The following is a 19,409-nucleotide window of genomic DNA, read 5'->3' on the forward strand; positions in this document are numbered from 1 at the left end:
TCAGCCTCTCCCTGTGACGGCGCCGACCATGTCGCGGCGCAGGACGGCACGTTGATAGATCAGCGCGATGACCAGGGAGATCAGGAACAGGATGACGGCCACTGCGCTACCGAACCCGATCTGGCTGCGGCCGTTGCCGATGTCGACCATGTAGGTGGCCATCGTCTGAGTGGCATTAAGCGGTCCGCCGCCGGTGAGGATCCAGACCATGTCGAACAGCTGCAGCGAGCCGATCATGGACAGGAACGCCCAGATTCGCACTGTCGGGCCGAGCAGCGGGATGGTGATACGCCGCTGGGTCTGCCACCAGGAAGCGCCGTCCAGGGCGGCCGCCTCGTGCAGCTCTTCGGGTATGCCCTGCAGCCCGGCGAGCATCAGGATGATCGCCAAGCCCAGATACTTCCAGGTGAGCACGGCGAACAACGTCCAGAACGCGATGTCCGGGTCGGCGAGCCACTGCGGCTTGGGCCCGCTCCAGCCGAGCGAGGTGAGCACGCCGTCGACGGGACCCTCCGGGGGAAGCATCAGCCGGAACGCGAGCCCGGCCACCACCTCGCTGAGCACGTAGGGCACGAAGATCAGCGTGCGGATCAGCGTGCGCCCGCGCAGCTTGCGGTTCAGCAGCAGCGCGATGCCGATCGCGAGCGGGCCCTGGATCGCCAGGGAGAGCACCAGGATCACGACGTTGTTGCGCAGTGCCCCGAGGAAGACCGGGTCGGAGAACGCGCGCACGTAGTTCTCGAACCCGATGAACCGCTCCAGCGGGCCGAGCCCGTTCCAGTTAAAGAAGCTGAACACTGCAGCGAGCGCCACCGGCACGATCACGAAGCCGATGTAGACCACTAGGGCGGGTGCGGCGAAGCCCCAGACCAGCGCCAGGTCCCGCAGCGAGCGGCGAGACCTGCGGACCCGGGCCGGCGCCGGGTCCGGGTCCGGGCGCGCCGGTGTGGCGCGCCCGGCCGTCAGATTCGGTGCGGTCATCGGCTACAGAGTGGCGGCCGCGTCGGTCATCGCCTGCACGATGTCCTCCGGTGCGCCCTGACCACCGACGAGCTGGACGACGGCGTCGTTCATCGCGCCGCCCACCGTCGGCCCGTAAGCGGTGTCGAACCAGAGCTGGACGTAGCTGGCCTCGCGCAGCCCGGCGAGCACCTCCTGCAGGTTCGGGTCCCCGATGCCTTCCTCGGACCCGGGGGTGACCGGCACTCCGGCACCGATCTCGCCGAACCGGGTCTGCACGTCCGCGCTGGAGATGTACCTCAGCAGATCCACGCACTCCGGTGGTGCCCAGGCCGAGCAGGAGAACCCGTCACCGCCACCGAGCGCTGCGGTCGGGTCGCCCGCTGCGCCCTCAATCCCAGGGAAGTTGAACCAGCCGAGGAACTCCGGCGGACTGGCCTCCTCCTCCCCGGTCTCCTCCTGCAGGATGCCGCCCATCACGCCCGGGTTCCAGTGGCCCATCAGCTCCATGGCGACCTCGCCGGTGGCGAGCATCCCGGCCGAGCTGCCGGCACCCTGCTGGGCGCTGGTGGCCAGGAATCCGTCCTGGAACGGTTCGGCAGCGACGAACTCGGCCAGCATCTCCCCGGCCTCCACGAAGCACGGGTCATCCCAGGCCAGCTCGGACTGCGACTGCTGCAAGACTTCCGGGGAGCAGGACTTCAGCGCGAAGTTGTACCAGTAGTGCGCGGCCGGCCAACCGTCACCAGCGCCGACGCCGATCGGGGTAATACCGGCGTCCTTGAGCGCGTCGATCGCGTCGTAGAGCTCCTCGAGGGTGGTCGGGAGCTCCGTGATCCCGGCCTGGTCGAACAGCTCCTTGTTGTACCAGAATCCCTCGATCCCGAAGTTGTACGGCAGACCGTAGGTCTGGCCCTCGTACTGCCAGGGAGCGACCACACCGCCGAGAGCCTCCACCTCTTGCGTCACCTGGTCGGAGACGTCCATGACGTAGCCGGCATCGACCTGGCCGGCCAGCTCACCGGCACCCCACTGCTGGTACAGGTCGAGTCCTTCGCCGGTACGCAACTGGTTCGGGATGAGCGTGCGCTGCAGCTCCTCGTTCTGATAGCCCTGGACCTCGACGCTCACCCCAGGGTTGTCTGCTTCGAACTCGGCGGCGACGTCCTGCCAGAAGCCGGTCAGTGGCTCCCCGGTCGCGTTGTGCCACCAGACCAGGGTCACCTCACCGTCACCCCCGCCTTCATTGCTGGAGCCGCCGCTGCAGCCGGCGAGCACGCCGACTGCGAGGGCGGAGGCAGCGGCGACCGCGGCCCACCTGATATTCGTGTTCATCATCGAACTCTCCTCGAAAGTTTCGACGGCGACGTCGAAAGTATTACGGACAGCCTCAGCGTAGGCATGCCCGGTTTTGCTGTCAACAGCAACTTATCGAGGACCGCGAACCGGCCGGCACCACACGTCACCCATGGTCGGCCCTACCTCCTGCCGATATCGGCAGCAGGTAGGGCACGCCGAGCCCAACCGCCGAGAGTTTCGGCAGCCAGCAGGAGGAGTGGGCCAGGTCGGCCCGGTCGGCGGACTACTGGGCCCAGGGCGGAGTGAGCCGCTCCCCCGCCGCGGTCACCGCCTCGAGCCCGCGGGTGGTGCTCACCCAAGCGGTGCCGCCTTCCGGCCCGCCGTCGATGCGCACTTCCACGTCGGCAGGCACGTGCAGCACCTCTCCCGGCACGAGCGCGAACTCCTCGCCACCGAGTGCGCCGCACAGCGTCCCGCTGAGCACGAGCAGGACCTCCTCGTTGCTCGGGCGGTGCGCCAGGCCCCGCGCACCGGGCCTCACGACCAGGCGCCAGGCGCAGAGGTCCTCGCTCCCAGTCGACGGCGCGACGTAGGTCTCGAACTGAGCGTCACCCAACTCGTGGCGAGTGGAGTCTGTAGGACGAACGACGGGCATTGATCCCTCCAAGTAGTCAGGTTGATTGACTATATGGTCAAGCGTGTTGACTACATCTGTCAAACTGGTGGCCATGGGCCAGGAGTGGACGACGGCAGTGGCCACCTTGCGGGTCGCTGGCCAGCTGGTGGACGGCATTCAGCGGGGAATGCGCGAGCGCGGCTATACCGACCTGCGCCCGGCCCACGGCTTCGCCTTCATCCGCCTGAGCGCCGGGCCGGCCACCACCGTTCAGGTCGCCGAGCACCTGGGCGTGACCAAGCAGGCGGCCAGCGAGATGGTCCGGAACTTGACCGCACAGGGCTATCTGCGCCGCCAACCAGACCCCGTGGACCGGCGCCAGGTACTGCTCGAACTCACCGCCCAGGGGCAGGACGCCACCGCTGCTGCCACAGCCGCTGCCACCGAGACGGTCGCCGCGTGGCGAGACCAGTTGCCGGACGGCGACCTCGAGCGCCTGACCGCCGCACTGCTGCACCTCGCCGAGCCAGGACCGCTACGGCCGGCATGGTGAGCGGCGATCACTGCCGCCTACCTCAGCACTCTTTCCTGGACGGGGAGTATCGATCTCGCCGCACTACCCCGCCGATCTGCCCTCGCGAAGAAGGAGCCATCATGTTCACCGGCCTGAGCGCGTTCCCCCTCACTCCGCTCCACGATGACATTCTCGATGAATCGGCCTACGCGGGCCTGATCGATCGTCTCGTCGGCGCCGGAGTGGACTCCATCACTGCGCTCGGCTCGACCGGGTCCTACCTGTACCTCGACCGCGACGAACGCCGCCGAGCAGCCCGGATCGCGGTCGAGCACGCCGGAGATGTGCCAGTGGTGGTCGGTATCGGTGCGTTGCGCACGTCGAGGGTGCAGGCCCTCGCCGCGGACGCGCAGGAAGCGGGCGCAACAGCCGTGCTCCTCGCCCCGGTCACCTACCAGAGCCTCACCGACGACGACCTCGTCGGCCTCTTCGAAGACGTCAACGCCGAACTATCCGTGCCGTTGGTGGCGTACGACAACCCCAGCACCACCCACGTCACCTTCACCGACGATCTCTACGCCCGCATCACCGCCCTCCCACACGTCGCCTCCATCAAGATCCCCGGCGTTCCCGCCGACCCCGACGACGCGGCCGCACGAGTATCGACGATCCGAGAGCGTATTCCCTCTGGCGTCACCCTCGGGGTGTCCGGCGACCCGGCCGCCGCGACCGGGCTGAACGCCGGATGCGACGCCTGGTACTCCGTCATCGCCGGCACCCTCCCCGCCCCCGCACTCACCATCACCCGAGCGGCACTCAGCGGCGACCACGACGCCGCGACGCGCGAATCCCAGCGCCTACGACCCCTGTGGGGGCTGTTCGCACAGTACGGCAGCTACCGGGTCACCGCAGCCATCGCCGAACACCTCGGCCTGGTCCGCGAGAGCCCTCTCCCCCTGCCCATCCGGGGACTCCCCGCCAGCGCCCGCGCGCGCGTCGCCGACATCGTTGCCGCACTCGACCTCCACGCCTGAGTGCCCGCCTCCACCACGGGCACCCACGGGCGTCAACCTTTGTTGACACTGAACAGCGGCGTCAACTAAGGTTGACACATGTCCGAGGATCTGATGACCGCAGCGGCAGGTGCCGACCCAGCCACCGGGCTGCGTGCCGTCCGCTCACTTCGCGAGCTGGCCGATCGGCTTGAGCTGTTGCAGGTTCGGCGCGCCCGCGAACTCGGCCTGCCCTGGCAGGAGATCGCCGAGGCGCTCGGGGTCACCCGGCAGGCCGTGCACAAGAAGTACCGGAAGGAGCTGTGATGTTCGAGAGGTTTACCTACGAAGCACGCATCGCCGTGGTCGGCGCCCAGGAGGTGGCCCGCGCCCGCGGTGCCAGGCAGATCACCACCACCCATCTGCTCGTCGCCCTGCTCTCCCCCGGCGCTGAGACCACCGCTGCAGTCACCGCGGCCGGCGGCGACGTCGAGGCCCTTACCCGACCTGGCGAGCACGGCGAGCTGGATAGCCACGCCCTCTCCGCCGTCGGCGTGGATCTGGAGCAGGTCACCGCCCGGGCCGAAGAGGTGTTCGGCCCCGGTGCGCTGGCCCGCGCCGGCCGATCTCCCAAGCACCTGCCGTTCCGCCGGGAAGCGAAGAAGGCGCTCGAGCTGGCACTGCGCGAGGCGGTCCGCCTCCAGGAGCGCACCATCACTGGCCGCCACCTGTTGCTGGGGCTGATCCGGGCCGAGTGCGACGGCCGCACCGCGCTCGTTGGCGCCGGCACAGACCTGCCCGGCCTGCGCGCGGCACTGGAGCAGCCCAGGGCGCAGAGCGCCTGATCTGCCCACTCAGCCAACCAGCTCAGCCAACCCCGCTCACCATCGGCGGGACCGCTGAGGGCAGTCAGCCGATCAGGATGCCGGCGATCGTGGCGCTCATCAGGTTCGCCAGCGTGCCGGCCAGCACGGCACGCAGGCCGAGCTGGGCGATGTCACCCCGGCGCTTGGGGGCGATGCCGCCCAGCCCACCCAAGAGGATGGCGATCGAGCCCAGGTTGGCGAAGCCGGTCAGCGCGAAGGTGATCACTGCCTGTGCCTTGGCGGAGAACTCACCGGCCTGCGGGCCGAAGTCACTGAAGGCGACGAACTCGTTCAGGACCACCTTCTGGCCGAGGAAGCTGCCTGCCTGCAGGGCCTCGGGCCAGGGCGTCCCGGCGAGGAACATCACCGGCGCGAAGACATACCCGAGGATCTGCTCAATGGTCAGATCCGCACCGAACCAGCCGGCGACCCAGCCGAGGATGAGGTTCGCGAGCGCGATCAGCGAGATGAACGCCAGCAGCATGGCACCGACGTTCAGCGCCAGCCACAGACCGTCACCGGCGCCCCGGGCGGCGGCGTCGATGACGTTGCGCGCCTGGCCCGGTTCGTCCTCGTCCCGGTCCTCGTCGCCGGTGTCCGCCGGTACGGCCGTCGCGGCGTCGGCGGCGGCTTGCTCGGCCGATTGGTCGGCCGATCCCTCGGCCCCTCGGTCGGCTACCACCGTGCCGGTCTTCTTCCGGCGCCGGTAGCGATGCCCACCGAGTGCGGACTCGTCCGGGGCGGTGCCTGCCGTCTCCGCCGTCTCGGCCGGCCCAGCAGTGGCGACCGCGGCTGCCTCCCCGGTTCGCTCCAGGGATCCGGCGGGCACCAGGATCTTGGCCATCGCCAACGCACCCGGCGCCGCCATGAAGCTCGCGGCGATCAGGTAGTCCAGCCGAGCGCCGAGCAGCGAGTAGCCCACCAGCACCGAACCGGCCACAGTGGACAGGCCTCCGACCATCACGGCGAACAGTTCAGACTGGGTCATCTTCTTCACGTACGGCCGGATCACCAGCGGCGCCTCGGTCTGACCCACGAAGATGTTCGCCGCGGCGTTCATCGACTCCGGTCGGGTGGTACCGAGGATCTTCGCGAGCCCGCCACCGATGATCCGGACCACCCACTGGAGCACGTTGAGGTGATAGAGCACGGCGGTGAGCGAGGCGAAGAACACGATCACCGGGAGCACCTGGAACGCGAACACGGAGCCTTCCTCCGGCAGGATGGCGCCGAAGAGGAAGTCGATCCCGTCCGCCGAGGAGTCGATCATGGCCTGCACGGCGGAGGACACCCCGCCCAGGACGGCCTCCCCCCACGGGACGTACAGCACCAGGACGGCGATCACCAGCTGAGTGGCCAGTGCGAGCCCCACGGTGCGGACTCGGATCTTTCGTCGGTCGGCGGAAAACAGGACAGCGAGCGCGAGCAGGGCGAGCATTCCGCCCAGCCCCCAGAGCAGATCGACCACGGAGCACCCCTTTGAAATCTGTGCGATGTGCACCTGCCAGGCTGGCATGCCTCCGCATGGGCAGCACGCTCAATTCCTAGGCGGGGGTGCCCGGGATCCCGTCCAGACCGGCCCGGCCTGGCCCGCGCCGTCCGCAGCCCGGCCCGCGCAGTCCGCAGCCCCGCCCGCGCCCGTCTGCAGCCCGAACGGCGCCAGCCGCAGCTCGGCTCAGCCCGCCCGGGCCGGCGGCTCGCCGGTGGGCCTGTCCTCCTCGGGCAGCACGATCACCCGGTCCTTGGCGATCACGTAGTAGAGGATGCCGGCGATCGGGGCGCCGATGAACCAGCCGAAGTCTTTGATCACCGAGAACCACGGCACCAAGGCGAACTCAGTGCGAATCCAGGCTCCTGGCGGTGAACAATCTCCCGACCGGGGTCCGATCGTCCCTCACTGACGGCAGTGCACGTGGACAAGCAGTTGTCCGAATGGCCGCGGTACAGATCCCGCCCGTTTGAACCGCGATAGAGAACGACAACACCTCGCCCTGGGCTTGAACCCTCCAGCGAAGCTCCCTGGGGCGCCCCGGCCCTCCTCCTACTACCAGCACGCGGTCAAGTTGAGTATGACTGACCCGAATATCGTCGACGATCTGTCCGACCACTCGACCAGGCCACCCTGAAGATAGGCAGCGTTTCCGCCCCGCACGACCAGATCGACCATAGGCTGTGCCGTGTGCCGTGTGCCGTGTGCCGTGTGCCGTGTGCCGTGTGCCGTGTGCCGTGTGCCGTGTGCCGTGTGCCGTGTGCCGTGCGGCCCGGGAATCGCAGCGTTGCTCATGGGTCTGACTTGGTTCTGGTCGACGGGAGCTTTATCTTTGGCTAAAGTGGAGAGACGACTCGTCGTCAAGGGAGCGTTCTACGACGTCGAGTGTGCGCGAACAGCCGACGGGTCCGAACCAGCCGGTCAGTTCCTAGATGAACTCAAGAAGGGCATGTGGGATGGTGATCCAAACGATCCGGATAGGCCGTCTGACGAGCAGATTTACGACTATCCGGCGATCCTTGCCGTCCTCAAGCATGTGGCGACTGTGGGCGAACCGCCGCACGCCCGGGCAGTCAACTACTTGGAACGAGGCGTCTGGGAGTTCAAGCGCGCTGCCAAGCGTCTCTCGTTCTTCGATACGCCGGGCGACGGCACCTACACGGAGCGGCCCAAGATCCTCGACCGAACAAACGGGATCGAGTCGGTGTACTGGTGGTTTCCCAACTTCGACCACCAGCTCAGGCTGGGGCACTGCTTTGCCAAGCTGGGGGAGAAGGCGTTGCCTCAGGACGTTCAGCGGTCCCTTGACGTACGAGAGGAGGATCTGACGTATGACCAGGACACCTAGACAGAAGCTCAATGTCAGCGATGATCGCGTGTCGATGCTGGACGAGCTCGTTTCGACACCGCGAGGGCGGGCGGAGCTCGCCGCAGCCGAAGCAGCCCTGCGGGCTCAAGCTCTCATCGAGCAAGCCTTCGAGGAGACGGCACTATCGGCACGAGACGTTGCGAACGCCTTAGGGGTCACTGAGGGCAGGGTATCCCAGTTGCGCCATGGAGATGGCAACGTCCGTTTGAGCACCCTCGCCAAACTGATGAGCGTGTTGGACCAGAACCTGGCGCTTGAGGCACACCACACGGCATCTGAGCGCGGCCAACAGGTCGCCGACGAACGTGACGATGCAACGAGCAAGTTCTGGGTCCAGCGATTCGTCGGCATCGATGGGGTGCACGAGGCTACGTATGAAGGGCCGTCGTCACCCACGTCGGTGACACCCATCGGGGAACCGGAAGAACGGAGCCGACGTCGGGACGCAGCTTGGTCGCGCTATGCGAAGCATGCAGTCGCGGCCCGTTCGCAGACGCAGCAGCCACAAAGGCGTTTGGCTGGACTGTGAGACCCCAACCTGACCACGGTGTGCACGACGACTTCCCATTCCGGCTGAGCATGTTGGCCCTAGACCACATGGAGGTTGACCGGACGGGGTTCCTCGACCGGCCTGGCACGTACCACTGGACGACGGAGTTCCGTGTCACGGATCAGGACGAGGTCGTTCTGTGCCTGATCGTGAATGAGGTCGTGCTACAAGACTCAGAGAGTCGGGCACTTTCGGGCACCGAGGAGCCCTCCGTTCCGGACAAGACCTCGAACGGCGAGCAGGTCGCCGAGAAGGGCCCCGAATCTGACGCAACGGACGTCGCACGCATACACATGGCACACATGGGTATATTCACCAAGCCTGACATCGGCTCGCTTTCCTCAGAGCAGCGTGCTGAGCTTGTCGACGTCACCCGTATGTCGGTCCAACCGCTGCTCCGGGCCCAAGTCTTAGCCTCGACGGCCGATCTCGGCTTCCCTCCGCTGACATTGCCTTTGCTTCTGCGGGGTCAACTGCCACCCGCGATCGACCTTGGGGCGACGCAAGATGACGGGGCCGACAGCCGAGGATCTCGGTAACTGATGCGGCCACCGCGTGTGCTGAGACGACGATTCCGTCCATCATCGACTCCGTGGCGTTGAAGTTCACTACCAGGATGCGCGTCATCACTCTCTCGGCTCGATTCCGAGATGCGGAATTTGACCTCCGCATGATGAGTGGAGGATAGTCCTGCCTGCCGAGGAAGTCCAGCCTTCCAGACCCGCGAACCCTATGCGCCCGGGGGACACGCGCCGGTCGACGCCTCGGCGCGCTCACGCCAGTGCGCCGAGCACCTCGTTCAGCGCCTCGGTGGCCGAAGGGTGGGTGTAGATCGCGTCCCGCAGCTCGGAAGCGGTGATCGAGTGCCGCATCGCCAGCGCCACCAGGTTGATCACTTCCTGGGAGTGCACATGCATCAGGGCCACACCCAGGACCCGGTCGTTCGCCCCGTCGACCACGCACTTGACGATGCCGCGGGGCTCGCCCTCGATCTTCGCTCGCGGGGCCGCGGCGATATCGGCCATCTGCTTCGCTGCCACCCGTACGTCGTAGCCCTGCTCGCGCGCCTGCGCCTCGGTCAGGCCCACACGGGCCAGCGGCGGGGTCAGGAAGATGGTGTACGGCACGGCCACCCGGTCCTGCGTGGATCGCTTCCCGGCCCCGAACAACTGATCGGCCACGATCCGGTTGTCGTCCAACGACACATAGGTGAACTGCGGACCACCGTTGACATCACCCAACGCATAGACGCCCCGGGCGGTGGTGCGCAGGTACTCATCGACGGCGACGAACCCGCGGTCGTCCACGTCCACTCCCCCGCGCTCCAGACCCAGCCCGTCGGTGGCCGGTTCCCGGCCGAGGGCCAGCAGCACGGCATCCGCGCCGAGCCTCATCTCGCGGCCGTCGGCCGCATAGGTCACCTCCGCCTGCTCCGGACCAGCAGCGATCGAGGTGACCTCCGCGGCCGAGGTGACCTGGACGCCGTCGCCGGCAAGGATGCTCACGGCAGTTTCGGCGACTTCCGGATCTTCCTGCCGCAGCGGGCGCTCGCCCCGGTCCAGCACAGTGACCTCGGCGCCGAAGTGGGCAAACATCGAGGCGAACTCCAGCCCGACGTAGCCGCCGCCGACCACGATCAGTGAACCCGGCAGCGGCGAGACGTGTTGCAGAGTGGTGGAGTCGTGGATCCGCCCGCCCACGTGCGCCCCCTCGATCGGCGGGACGGCGGGGCGGGAGCCGGTGTTGACCAGCACGGTCTCGGCGGTGATCCCTAGGGTCTCGTCACCCCCGGTGACCAGTACCTCGCGGTCACCGGTGAACTCAGCGTGCCCCGAAACCAGAAGCACAGAGTCGAGCTCGTCCAGCAGCTGGAAGTTCTTCGTCCGCATCGCGCTGGTGAGAGTGTCGCGGCGTTGGACAGCCGCCGCGAAATAGTCGTCGGGGTCATCGGCCTCGCGGCGCTGGTCCGCCTGGTGCACGAGGATCTTCGTGGGCACGCAGGCGACGTTGATGCACGTGCCGCCGATCATCTCGGCGGACTGCTCGATCAGGGCGACCCGCTTGCCCCGGCGGGCAGCGGTACCGGCGAGGGTCTTGCCGCCCTTGCCCCAGCCGATCACCAGGAGATCAACATGTTCGGTGTGGTCGGCGGGACCGCGCTGCGTGGACATCGCTCGTCACGCTACTCCCGGCTCGCCCGCTCCGCGCCTGGAGCACTGGCTGTGCCCAGGGCACGCTGCCCCGCCGCGGGTCGCACGCCGCACCCGGCCCGCCGCCGGGAGCGGGCCGGGCTGCTGGAGCGGGCAGGCCGCTACTATCGAGGAAGCGACCCGTCGGTGTGCGTCGCGCCTGGCCTTGGCTGCACGAGGTCGAGCCCACTGCCGCCATGGGCCGGGCTCTCATCGCGCCGGAGGCACTCGCCATGGACACCCCGAACACGGCCCCACCCCAGGACACCGCCGATACCGGGGCCGGCCTGACCGTCATCCAGACCTCCCCCGACCCAGAACACAGCACGCTCGCCGCGCGTGGGAGCACCATCGCGATGCGGGTCCGCGCCATGGGGCGCACCCGCGTCGGTGCCCTGCTCCTCCTGCTCGCCACTGTGGCGGCGATCATCTGGGCGAACACCTCCCCGGGCAGCTACAGCGGGTTCTGGGAGTCGCGGGTGCTGATTGGGATCGAGGACCTGCGCCTGGAGTTCACCGTGCATGCGTTGGTGAACGACGCCTTGATGGCGCTGTTCTTTTTCACCGTGGGCCTGGAGGTGCGGCGGGAGTTCGCCATCGGTGAGCTGACCAGCTGGTCCCGGGCTCTCGTGCCCGTGGTCGCAGCCGCTGCCGGTCTGGCGGTGCCCGCGCTGCTCTACGTCCTGATCACCGCCGGAACCGGATACTCCGGTGCCTGGGGGGTGGTCATCTCGACGGACACCGCCTTCCTCATCGGGGCACTCGCCCTGATCGGCCCCCGCGCTCCCGGGCGGCTGCGCGTCTTCCTGCTCGCTCTCGCCGTCGTCGACGATATCGGCGCGCTGACCATCATCGCGTTCGTCTACACCGACGAGTTCATGCCCGCGCCGCTGATCATCGCGGCCCTCGGTCTGCTCGGCGTGTACCTCACCAGGTATCTGCGCAGCGGCCGCGGCCCGGTGTACGGCGTGCTGGCCGTGGGAGTCTGGCTCGCGTTCCTCGCCTCCGGTGTGCACCCCACCCTCGCGGGCGTCGCGATCGCCCTGCTGATTCCGGTCTACCGCCCGGAGCGCCGCGACGTGGAGCACGCACTGGACCTGGCACGGACCTTCCGGCAGTCCCCGAGCTCGGAGTACGCCCGAGCCGCCGCGAACAGCCTGCGGGAGTCGATCTCGATCAACGAGCGACTGCAGTCCGCCTACGCCCCTTACATCGCCTACGTCGTGCTCCCGCTGTTCGCGCTGGCCAATGCCGGGGTACGGCTGAGCACCGACATCCTCGTGGCCGCGTGGAGCTCGCCGATCACCTGGGGCATCATCGCCGGACTGGTGCTCGGCAAGCTCCTCGGCGTGGCCGGGGCCACCTCGCTGTTGCGGGTGCTGGGGGTGGGAGACGTGGGCACCGGGCTCACCACCGGGCGCCTCGCCGGTGGCGGGGTGCTGTGCGGTATCGGGTTCACCATCTCGCTGTTCATCGTGAACTTGGCCATCACCGATCCGGACGTGCAGAACCAGGCGCGGGTGGGGGTGCTGGCCGCGTCGGTGATCGCCTTCGTCGTGGCCGCTGTGGTGTTCCGGATCTCCGATATCCGGCACCCGGCAGCTGAGGCGGGGCGAATCCTGAGCCGCCCGGTGGATTCCGGCCGGGACCACTTCTGGGGCCCGCCGGAGGCACCACTGACCCTGGTGGAGTACGGGGACTTCCAGTGCGGCTTCTGCCTGAAGGCCACCGGCTCGGTCGAGGAGGTGCACCGCATCTTGGGTGACCGGCTGCGCTACGTCTGGCGGCACGCCCCACTCACCGAGTACCACCCGAACGCTCTGGCCGCTGCCGAAGCCGCCGAGGCGGCCGGCCGTCAGGGGCAGTTCTTCGAGTTCTCCCGCAGCCTGTTCGCAGACCAGGAGCACCAGCTGCCCTCCGATATCGTCCACCGGGCAGAGGAGCTGGGCCTGGATGTCGAGCGCTTCGAGTCTGATCTGGACACCGGCGAGACCGCCTCCCGGGTGCGCGACGACCTGCTCGACGCCGAAGCGATGGGGATCATCGCCGTCCCCACGTTCTTCATCAACGGGCGGCGGCACACCGGTCCGTACGACGCCCAGACACTGATCCGCGAGCTCGAGCGGACGGCACCGGTGCAGCGGTGAGCAGGTGGACGGCAACGACCGCACACGGCTGAGCTCACCCGCGACGCCGGTCGCTGCGTCTCCTACGATCGAGAAGATGACTCCCGCTCTCCCGCTGCTGATGGCGACCACGCCGCCGAGGCACACCCGACCGCACCGCAGGAGCGCCGATGGTGCGCGGTAGCGGCGGGCAGCAGGACCCCGACTCCCTCCGGCAGGTACGCAGGTTCACTCTGCTCTCCGTGGTGATCCTGGCGGCCGGGGTGATCGCTGTGGTGACCGGCGCCGTGCTGATCGGCATCGTCGCGATCCTGATCGGCCTGGCGAGCCTGCTGCTGTGGTCGGCGATCTGGATCGGGTCTCGACGACCGGCCCAGCCCACCGGATCCGGCCGGTCACCGGGCAGGGACGTCCCGGTCGTGGTGAGCGTCGCCGTGATCCTGATCGGCCTGGCGAGTCTCGCGTTGTTCGTCTTCGCCCTGACCTCGTGGGACACCACCGGCCTCGCCACCCGGGCCCGCTACTCCCAGCCGATGGCGCTGGCTGCCAGCGCCATCGGTACCGCGTTGTTCGGTGGTGGCGGCGTGCTGCTGCTCGTGCGGCGCGTCCGCGGCCAGCGCGGCACGCCACCCGAGTGAGGGTGGACCACCACCGCCGACGCTGTCGCTGGCTCGGCCCCTGCGCTGCCGGTACAGCGCTGCCTATCATCGAAGGGATGCCCGACTACGACGCTCGCCACCTGGTGGACCTGAGCCACACGATCCGTGCCGGACTGGTCACCTACCCCGGCCTGCCCGGGCCGCGGATAAGCCCGCACCTGAGCCGGGAGGCCTCGGCCTCGCACTACGCCCCGGGAACCACGTTCAGCATCGATGCGATCACCATGGTCGGGAACACCGGCACCTATCTGGACACGGCGTTCCACCGCTACGCCGACGGTCCGGACCTGGCGGCGCTGGAGCTGGAGACCCTGGTGGACCTGCCCACCGAGGTGTTCCATCTCGAGGAAGCGGCCACGCGGGGCATCGTGGCGTCGGCGCTGGCCGAGCGGGACGTGCGCGGCAAGGCGGTGCTGCTGCACACCGGCTGGGACCGCCACTTCGGCACACCCGCCTATGGCGAGGATGCACCGTTCCTTACCGCCGACGGCGTCCGTCACCTTCTCGAGGCCGGCGCCACTGCCGTGGGGATCGACTCGGTCAACCTGGACGACGCCTCGCCGGCTGCCGAGGGCCAGCGGCCCGCGCACAGCACGTTCCTCGGTGCCGGGATCCATGTGCTCGAGCACCTGACGAACCTCGGCGCCCTGCCGGCCAGCGGCGCGCGGTTGACCGTGGTGCCGCCGAAGATCGAGGGCTTCGGAACCTTTCCGGTGCGGGCATTCGCGACGGTTCCTGCGGTGCACTGATGGCCCGCCGCCGACTCCCGCCAGGGCAACGCAAGCAGCTGCGCGAGGCCAGGCTGATGACGGTGATCGGACTGGTGTTCGTGGTGGCGGGCGGCTGGGGAATCAGCCAGGGATCGGTGGGCTTGGGCGTGGCCGCGGTGCTGTTCTTCGGCGCCTGCCTGCTCTTCGGCATCCTGAACTGGTGGTCGACCGAGGCGGAGCTGCGTGGGACTGACAGCGAGGCCACGACCAAGGCGTTCGTGATCGCGCTGCTGGGCATCTCCGTGCTCCTCGGCCTGGGCTGCCTGGCTGCGTTCGGCCTCGCCCTGATCGGCTGGGACCAGTTCAGCTTCGCGACCACGGTGATGTTCCCCCGAGCCCTCGTGCTGGTGGCCGGACTCGTCGGCGGAGTCTTCTTCATCGGCGGGCCGATCGTTCTGGTCCTGCGCAACGGGCGGCCGTTCGGCACCAAGGACCCCGGCGGCGAGAACGCCGCGAATCGCGGCGGTGAGGACACCAAGGACCCCGGCGCGGACGCGGACGCCGACACGACGCCGACGCCGACGCCTGAGACTCCTGCCTCCGGACCACCGAAAGATCCCACGGATCAGACTTTCGGGTGACGATCCTGCTGCGCACCGGCACCTAGCGTGCTCGGCATGTCCTCACCCACCGACACCCAGCAGCACCCGCCCACCGGCCCGACCGGGCCCACCCACCTGCCGGCGGGCCAGCCGACAGCCACGCGACTACCGGCCGACTCGACTGCGCGGCTATCGGGTGGTTCGGCTGCGCGGCCGTCCGGTGGTTCGACCACCCGGCTGCACGGTCTGGACGCCCTCCGCGGCGGCGCGCTGCTGCTCGGGATCGTGCTGCACGCGCTGATGCCGTTCCTCCCCCAGTCGACCTGGATGGTGGTCGACTCGCAGCCATCGGCGCTGGCCGGGCCGATCGTGTTCGTGATCCACCTGTTCCGGATGGTGCTGTTCATGATGCTCGCGGGCTACTTCGGGTCGATGGTGCTCCGGCGCCGCGGCGCCCGCCGGTACTTGGGCGACCGCAGCAAGCGGATCCTGCTCCCGGCGATCGTGTTCTGGCCGGTCTCGGTGATGTCCACCTGGCTGATCAGCGCACTCAACCTGAGCGTGCGCGATCTCCCACCGCCACCGGCGGCCGAGGACGCGAGCCTTTGGCTGATCTTCGGGCCCGGTGTGCTCTGGTTCCTCTGGACGTTGATGGAGGCGCTGCTGATCGTGGTGCTGGTCCGCGCTGTGCTGGTGCGCACCGTCGGGGCCGAGCGCCTGGGTCGCGCGGCACGCGCGCTCGGCCGGCTGCTCTCCTCGCCGGGTGCGGTCCTGCTGCCCGCTGTGCCCTACGCCGTCGGGCTGGTCCTGCAGGGCAGCATCAACGGCGGCCTGCGAGAGCCACTCACCCTGATCCCCCAGGGCTCCTCCCTGGTGACCTACCTCGGCGCTTTTACCACCGGGTGGCTGCTCTTCGCCCAGCGCGGCAGCCTGCAGCGCCTCGCCGGGCAGTGGCCGGCGCACCTGGCCGCCGCCGTGGTCGGCACCGCCGCGGCCTACCTGGCCGTGGAGCAGGACGTCCCGTTCGTAGCTGGCGCGGCCATCCTCGCCGTGGCCGGCTGGTGCTGGGTGTATGCGCTGATCGGGGTGTGCGTGCGGTTCCTGCGCCGAGAGCGCCCAATGGTGCGCTACCTGGCCGACTCCTCCTACTGGGCCTACCTGCTGCACCTACCGATCCTTCTGCTGTGCGAGCTGGTGATCGCCGACCTGACCTGGCCGATGCCGGTCAAGCTCACCCTCACCCTGGCGGTGACGACGGCGCTGCTGCTGTCCAGCTATCACCTGCTGGTCCGGCCCCGCGCCCTCGGTGCGTGGCTGAACGGGCGCCGCTACCCGATCTGAGCTGCGCGGCCGGATCACGCGATTCACCCGAGCGAGGGGCCGGTTCACCCGTGCGGGGAGCCCCTTCACCCGCGCGGGGAGCCCCTTCACCCGCGCGGGGAGCCCCTTCACCCGTACGGGGGAGCCAGCGACCACCCACCCGCTCCTAGCGTGACGGCATGCGCACTAGACAGGCTCCTGAGCTGCCCACACCCGAATCACACCGAACAGCGGCACGGCCGAGCACCGGCCCACCCGCCTGGTTCACCACGCTGACCGCCGCTTGGTTGGTCGGCTATGCGGTGGTCCGCCTGGTGCTGATGGCGATCGACGTGTCGGTCCCGCTCTCGGCGATCGGAACCGACCTGATCGTCCTGGCCGATCCAGCGGCCGCCGGCACGCTGGCCGTCGGGCTGCTCACCGTCGGCGCCCAGGCGGGGCTGCAGCGGCGGGCTGCCACGTCAAGGCTGCGGTTGCTGGTCACGATCATCGGCGGGTGCGCCGCCGCTGCGCTGATGGCGGCGAGCGCTCTGGTGATCCTCGACCTCATCGGTGGCCTCCTCCCGGGCCTCGGCCTGCCCTTCTTTGCCTGGGGTGCACTGAGCCGCCTGGGCTGCGCGATCGCGGCGGTGCTGATCGGTACCCACACGTGGCTGTTCTGGCGAGCGACCGGCACGTTCCGTGGCGCCCGACCACAGGTGCAGCAGACGCCCGGCTGGGCGATCGCGGCCGGCTACGTCACAGTAGCGGCCTGCCTGACCCGGCTGGTCGCCCAGCTGATCGTCGGCATGGAGATGAACCCGCTCGCAGACGGCCCAGCGCTGGTGGTGTTCGAAGCCGGATTCCTGCTCGCCGGAGTGCTCCTGCCGTTGGCGCTGGTGCATCGCTGGGGACGGGTCCTGCCCGGGTGGATCCCCTGGCTGGGCGACCACCGGGTGCCGCGGCCGCTCCTGCTCATTTGCGGGGCGGTGCTCGGCGTCACCATGGTGGCCTACTTCGGGATGATGACGGTGATGATGGTCCTCGACCGGCTCGCGGGGCGCAATCCGTTCCCCCCGTCTCCAGGCATGGATCTGCCCGAGGCCTTCTTCTGGGTGTCGGTGCCCGCGTACCTGGTCTGGGGAATCGGCCTGGTGATCACCACGCTGAGCTACGCACGAGTGACCGCGCGCCGCCGCGAGCGGACTGCGGCCTGATCACCATCTTCCGTGCGCGGGCGTGGGCTCAGGGGCCAGCCGCCGCCCCCGCCCACAGCACAAGAGAAGCCCGGGTGCCACGCCGAAACGTGGCACCCGGGCTCTGGACCTCGACCGCAGCAGCGGTCAGCCAGCAGTGCTCAGAGGGCCGCCGGCGCCTCCACTCGAGACTCGGGACGGCGCAGCGTGCGCCGACGACGGATCTTGCGCGGCGCAGCAGGACCCTTGACGCTCGCGAGCGTACCCGGCCACGGCGGAACGGCAGTGGCCGGAAGCCCGGCTCCCGAGCAAGGGCTGCCGGTGGAACGGGAGGTGTGGGCAGGTACCGTGCCGTAGGTCGTCAGGTCGACCTGGCTGCGGCAGTGTGGGCAGACGTTCGGCGATCCGAACGAAGAACCGAAGAAGCTCATGGTGAGTCTCAGCTTTCCAGACGGATCGCTGCGCCAAGGAGAGAACGAGGCTAAGCAACGCGCGAACACGTGGGTCGCCACGCCACCTTGAAGGCAGCGATGCGGGTGATAAATGAATGGTGATGCCGTGCGGACCCCGTCGGTTCATCGACCACTCCAAACACTACCCCAGATCGCGCCGGTTGAAAAGCGACTTTTCCGCACCAGAGCAACGCAAACAGGGTGATCTGGCGCACCCGGTCCGCACCCCGCCGGTGCCGCAAGTGGAGGCGCGCATAGCCGTCATTGAATAAGCACGTCCGGCGATAGCATTTTGGCAAATAGAACGGTTGACCATTGCCAATTGGTCACCCTGATAACTCGCCTGCCGCCGAGGTTGTGCCGACCGGTCGATTCAGGTCAGTCGGCAGCGGAAGGACAGCACTGTGGTCCTCGCCCCGGAGGGGGTGGCCTCTTCGCGAGCCTCCCCCACTGCGGTGAAGCCCGCTCGGGTCAGCGCGCGGCGGGAGCCCAGGTTCTCCGGATGGGTCCGCGCGCGCAGTTCGCCGAGTCCTCGTGCGCGTGCGAGCCGGGCCGCCACCCGGAGCGTCTTCTGAGCCACCCCTCGACCTCGCGCCTGGGGTGCGAGCCAGAAGCCGACCTCCGCACTCTGGTCGCCGATGTCGAACAGGACCAGCGAGCCGAGGAAGACGTCGGTGTCCGCATCGGCCACGGCGAGCACAGCGAGACTGTCCGATTCCAGACCGTCCCGGATCACGCCGTCGATCTGCTCCCGAACGATCTGCGGGGTGTACTCAGCCAGCGGCAGATGACCGTACTCGCGCACTGCCTCATCCCGGGTGCCGGTGGCGAACGGTTCGGCATCGGCCTCACCCAGCCGGCGTACCAGGACGTCTTCTTCACGGCTGGGCAGCTGGTCGGCCACCGTAGCCACCGGACCGAGGCGGTAGACGTAGTGCAGTGGCGGGTCGATCGGGTTGTCCGGCTCGAGGTCACCTTCGGCGATGCGCTCGAAGCCGGTGGCCTCCAGCAGCCGCCAGGAAGCTCGGTTCCCGGCCACGACCGGGACGACGATCTCGGCGGCCTCCGGGTGAGCGACGCGCAGATCGGCGACGGCGGCACGGAGCATCGCCGCGGCCCATCCGCGGCCGCGATGGGCGGCCCCGAGCAGGTAGTCCACCGTCCACGCCTGCGGCGAGAGCGGCGTCAGGGCAGCCAGCGATGTGGCGTACTCCGAATAGTCGGCCAGCCGGCACCGTTGCACCAGCCCGGCCGGAACGCCGTCACCCAGAGCGAGGAGATCTTCGCCGGGTTCACCGCGGTCGACGCTGGGGCCGAAGTCTCGCTCGAGCGCTTCGTCGCTGACCTCGTGGTACCACCATCGCGCGACGACGGGATCGGCCAGCCATTCCTGCAGCTGGTCGAAGTCCTCACGATGCAACCGACGGAAGTTCCAGGTGGGCACAGCGAGTCGATCGTCCACATCGCGTACCCTACCGCCCGCCGGTCAGCATCCGCTTTCCACCTCGGGGCCGGATCACG

The 19,409-nt window shown here is 68.7% G+C and carries 20 protein-coding genes; 13 read left to right on the top strand and 7 right to left on the bottom strand.

Annotated elements, in window-relative coordinates:
- From FU260_RS16870 to FU260_RS16880, 3 genes are all read right to left on the bottom strand, one after another.
- On the bottom strand, positions 1-981 hold the full coding sequence (locus FU260_RS16870) for a carbohydrate ABC transporter permease (protein WP_147918107.1): 981 nt from the start codon (positions 979-981) through the stop codon (positions 1-3).
- 3 nt (positions 982-984) lie between these two features.
- The gene (locus FU260_RS16875; protein ID WP_235912293.1) at positions 985-2,298 is read right to left on the bottom strand and encodes an extracellular solute-binding protein; all 1,314 of its coding nucleotides are present in this window, start codon (positions 2,296-2,298) and stop codon (positions 985-987) included.
- A gap of 244 nt (positions 2,299-2,542) precedes the next feature.
- Entirely contained in the window at positions 2,543-2,914 is a 372-nt protein-coding gene (locus FU260_RS16880; protein WP_147918108.1) for a cupin domain-containing protein, read from the bottom strand.
- Between the two features lie 46 nt (positions 2,915-2,960).
- Here FU260_RS16880 and FU260_RS16885 point away from each other — a divergent pair, with 46 nt between their 5' ends.
- From FU260_RS16885 to FU260_RS16900, 4 genes are all read left to right on the top strand, one after another.
- Entirely contained in the window at positions 2,961-3,428 is a 468-nt protein-coding gene (locus FU260_RS16885; RefSeq protein WP_210418110.1) for a MarR family winged helix-turn-helix transcriptional regulator, read from the top strand.
- Positions 3,429-3,529: 101 nt separating this feature from the next.
- The gene (locus tag FU260_RS16890; protein WP_147918109.1) at positions 3,530-4,423 is read left to right on the top strand and encodes a dihydrodipicolinate synthase family protein; all 894 of its coding nucleotides are present in this window, start codon (positions 3,530-3,532) and stop codon (positions 4,421-4,423) included.
- A gap of 78 nt (positions 4,424-4,501) precedes the next feature.
- Entirely contained in the window at positions 4,502-4,708 is a 207-nt protein-coding gene (locus FU260_RS16895) for a helix-turn-helix domain-containing protein (protein ID WP_147918110.1), read from the top strand.
- A complete protein-coding gene (locus FU260_RS16900; protein WP_147918111.1) occupies positions 4,708-5,226 on the top strand; it encodes a Clp protease N-terminal domain-containing protein in 519 nt (172 codons plus the stop codon). The genes FU260_RS16895 and FU260_RS16900 overlap by 1 nt, the downstream gene beginning before the upstream one ends.
- Positions 5,227-5,290: 64 nt before the next feature.
- Here the strand turns inward: FU260_RS16900 and FU260_RS16905 are convergent, their stop codons facing one another.
- Positions 5,291-6,715, bottom strand: a complete 1,425-nt coding sequence (locus FU260_RS16905; RefSeq protein WP_244951242.1) for a NupC/NupG family nucleoside CNT transporter — start codon at positions 6,713-6,715, stop codon at positions 5,291-5,293.
- A 207-nt stretch (positions 6,716-6,922) separates the two neighbouring features.
- Positions 6,923-7,075 (bottom strand): hypothetical protein, encoded by a 153-nt coding sequence (locus tag FU260_RS23655; protein WP_168211824.1) that lies wholly within the window; start codon positions 7,073-7,075, stop codon positions 6,923-6,925.
- Positions 7,076-7,577: 502 nt separating this feature from the next.
- Here FU260_RS23655 and FU260_RS16910 point away from each other — a divergent pair.
- The 3 genes from FU260_RS16910 to FU260_RS16920 are packed head-to-tail and all read left to right on the top strand — an operon-like array spanning position 7,578 to position 9,194.
- Entirely contained in the window at positions 7,578-8,084 is a 507-nt protein-coding gene (locus FU260_RS16910) for a hypothetical protein (RefSeq protein ID WP_147918113.1), read from the top strand.
- A complete protein-coding gene (locus FU260_RS16915; protein WP_147918114.1) occupies positions 8,068-8,634 on the top strand; it encodes a helix-turn-helix domain-containing protein in 567 nt (188 codons plus the stop codon). The genes FU260_RS16910 and FU260_RS16915 overlap by 17 nt, the downstream gene beginning before the upstream one ends.
- Before the next feature lie 20 nt (positions 8,635-8,654).
- The gene (locus tag FU260_RS16920) at positions 8,655-9,194 is read left to right on the top strand and encodes a hypothetical protein (protein WP_147918115.1); all 540 of its coding nucleotides are present in this window, start codon (positions 8,655-8,657) and stop codon (positions 9,192-9,194) included.
- Between the two features lie 234 nt (positions 9,195-9,428).
- Here the strand turns inward: FU260_RS16920 and FU260_RS16925 are convergent, their stop codons facing one another.
- Complete coding sequence (locus FU260_RS16925) at positions 9,429-10,826, bottom strand: dihydrolipoyl dehydrogenase family protein (RefSeq protein ID WP_147918116.1); 1,398 nt, start codon at positions 10,824-10,826, stop codon at positions 9,429-9,431.
- Between the two features lie 251 nt (positions 10,827-11,077).
- Here FU260_RS16925 and nhaA point away from each other — a divergent pair, with 251 nt between their 5' ends.
- From nhaA to FU260_RS16955, 6 genes are all read left to right on the top strand, one after another.
- A complete protein-coding gene (gene nhaA / locus FU260_RS16930; protein WP_147919575.1) occupies positions 11,078-12,991 on the top strand; it encodes a Na+/H+ antiporter NhaA in 1,914 nt (637 codons plus the stop codon).
- A gap of 149 nt (positions 12,992-13,140) precedes the next feature.
- Entirely contained in the window at positions 13,141-13,608 is a 468-nt protein-coding gene (locus FU260_RS16935; protein WP_147918117.1) for a hypothetical protein, read from the top strand.
- Between the two features lie 77 nt (positions 13,609-13,685).
- Positions 13,686-14,378 carry a cyclase family protein gene (locus FU260_RS16940; protein ID WP_147918118.1) on the top strand — a complete coding sequence of 231 codons (693 nt, stop codon included), beginning with the start codon at positions 13,686-13,688 and terminating at the stop codon, positions 14,376-14,378.
- Positions 14,378-14,980: a hypothetical protein gene (locus FU260_RS16945; RefSeq protein ID WP_147918119.1), complete on the top strand. Its 603-nt coding sequence runs from the start codon at positions 14,378-14,380 to the stop codon at positions 14,978-14,980. The genes FU260_RS16940 and FU260_RS16945 overlap by 1 nt, the downstream gene beginning before the upstream one ends.
- Positions 14,981-15,016: 36 nt before the next feature.
- The gene (locus FU260_RS16950) at positions 15,017-16,282 is read left to right on the top strand and encodes an acyltransferase family protein (protein WP_147918120.1); all 1,266 of its coding nucleotides are present in this window, start codon (positions 15,017-15,019) and stop codon (positions 16,280-16,282) included.
- A 158-nt stretch (positions 16,283-16,440) separates the two neighbouring features.
- Complete coding sequence (locus FU260_RS16955; RefSeq protein WP_147918121.1) at positions 16,441-17,457, top strand: hypothetical protein; 1,017 nt, start codon at positions 16,441-16,443, stop codon at positions 17,455-17,457.
- Positions 17,458-18,261: 804 nt separating this feature from the next.
- Here FU260_RS16955 and FU260_RS23870 read toward each other — a convergent pair.
- Positions 18,262-19,350: a GNAT family N-acetyltransferase gene (locus tag FU260_RS23870; protein ID WP_210418111.1), complete on the bottom strand. Its 1,089-nt coding sequence runs from the start codon at positions 19,348-19,350 to the stop codon at positions 18,262-18,264.
- Positions 19,351-19,409 lie beyond the last annotated feature (59 nt).

The organism is Ruania zhangjianzhongii (genome assembly GCF_008000995.1).
Taxonomy (GTDB): Bacteria; Actinomycetota; Actinomycetes; order Actinomycetales; family Beutenbergiaceae; genus Ruania; species Ruania zhangjianzhongii.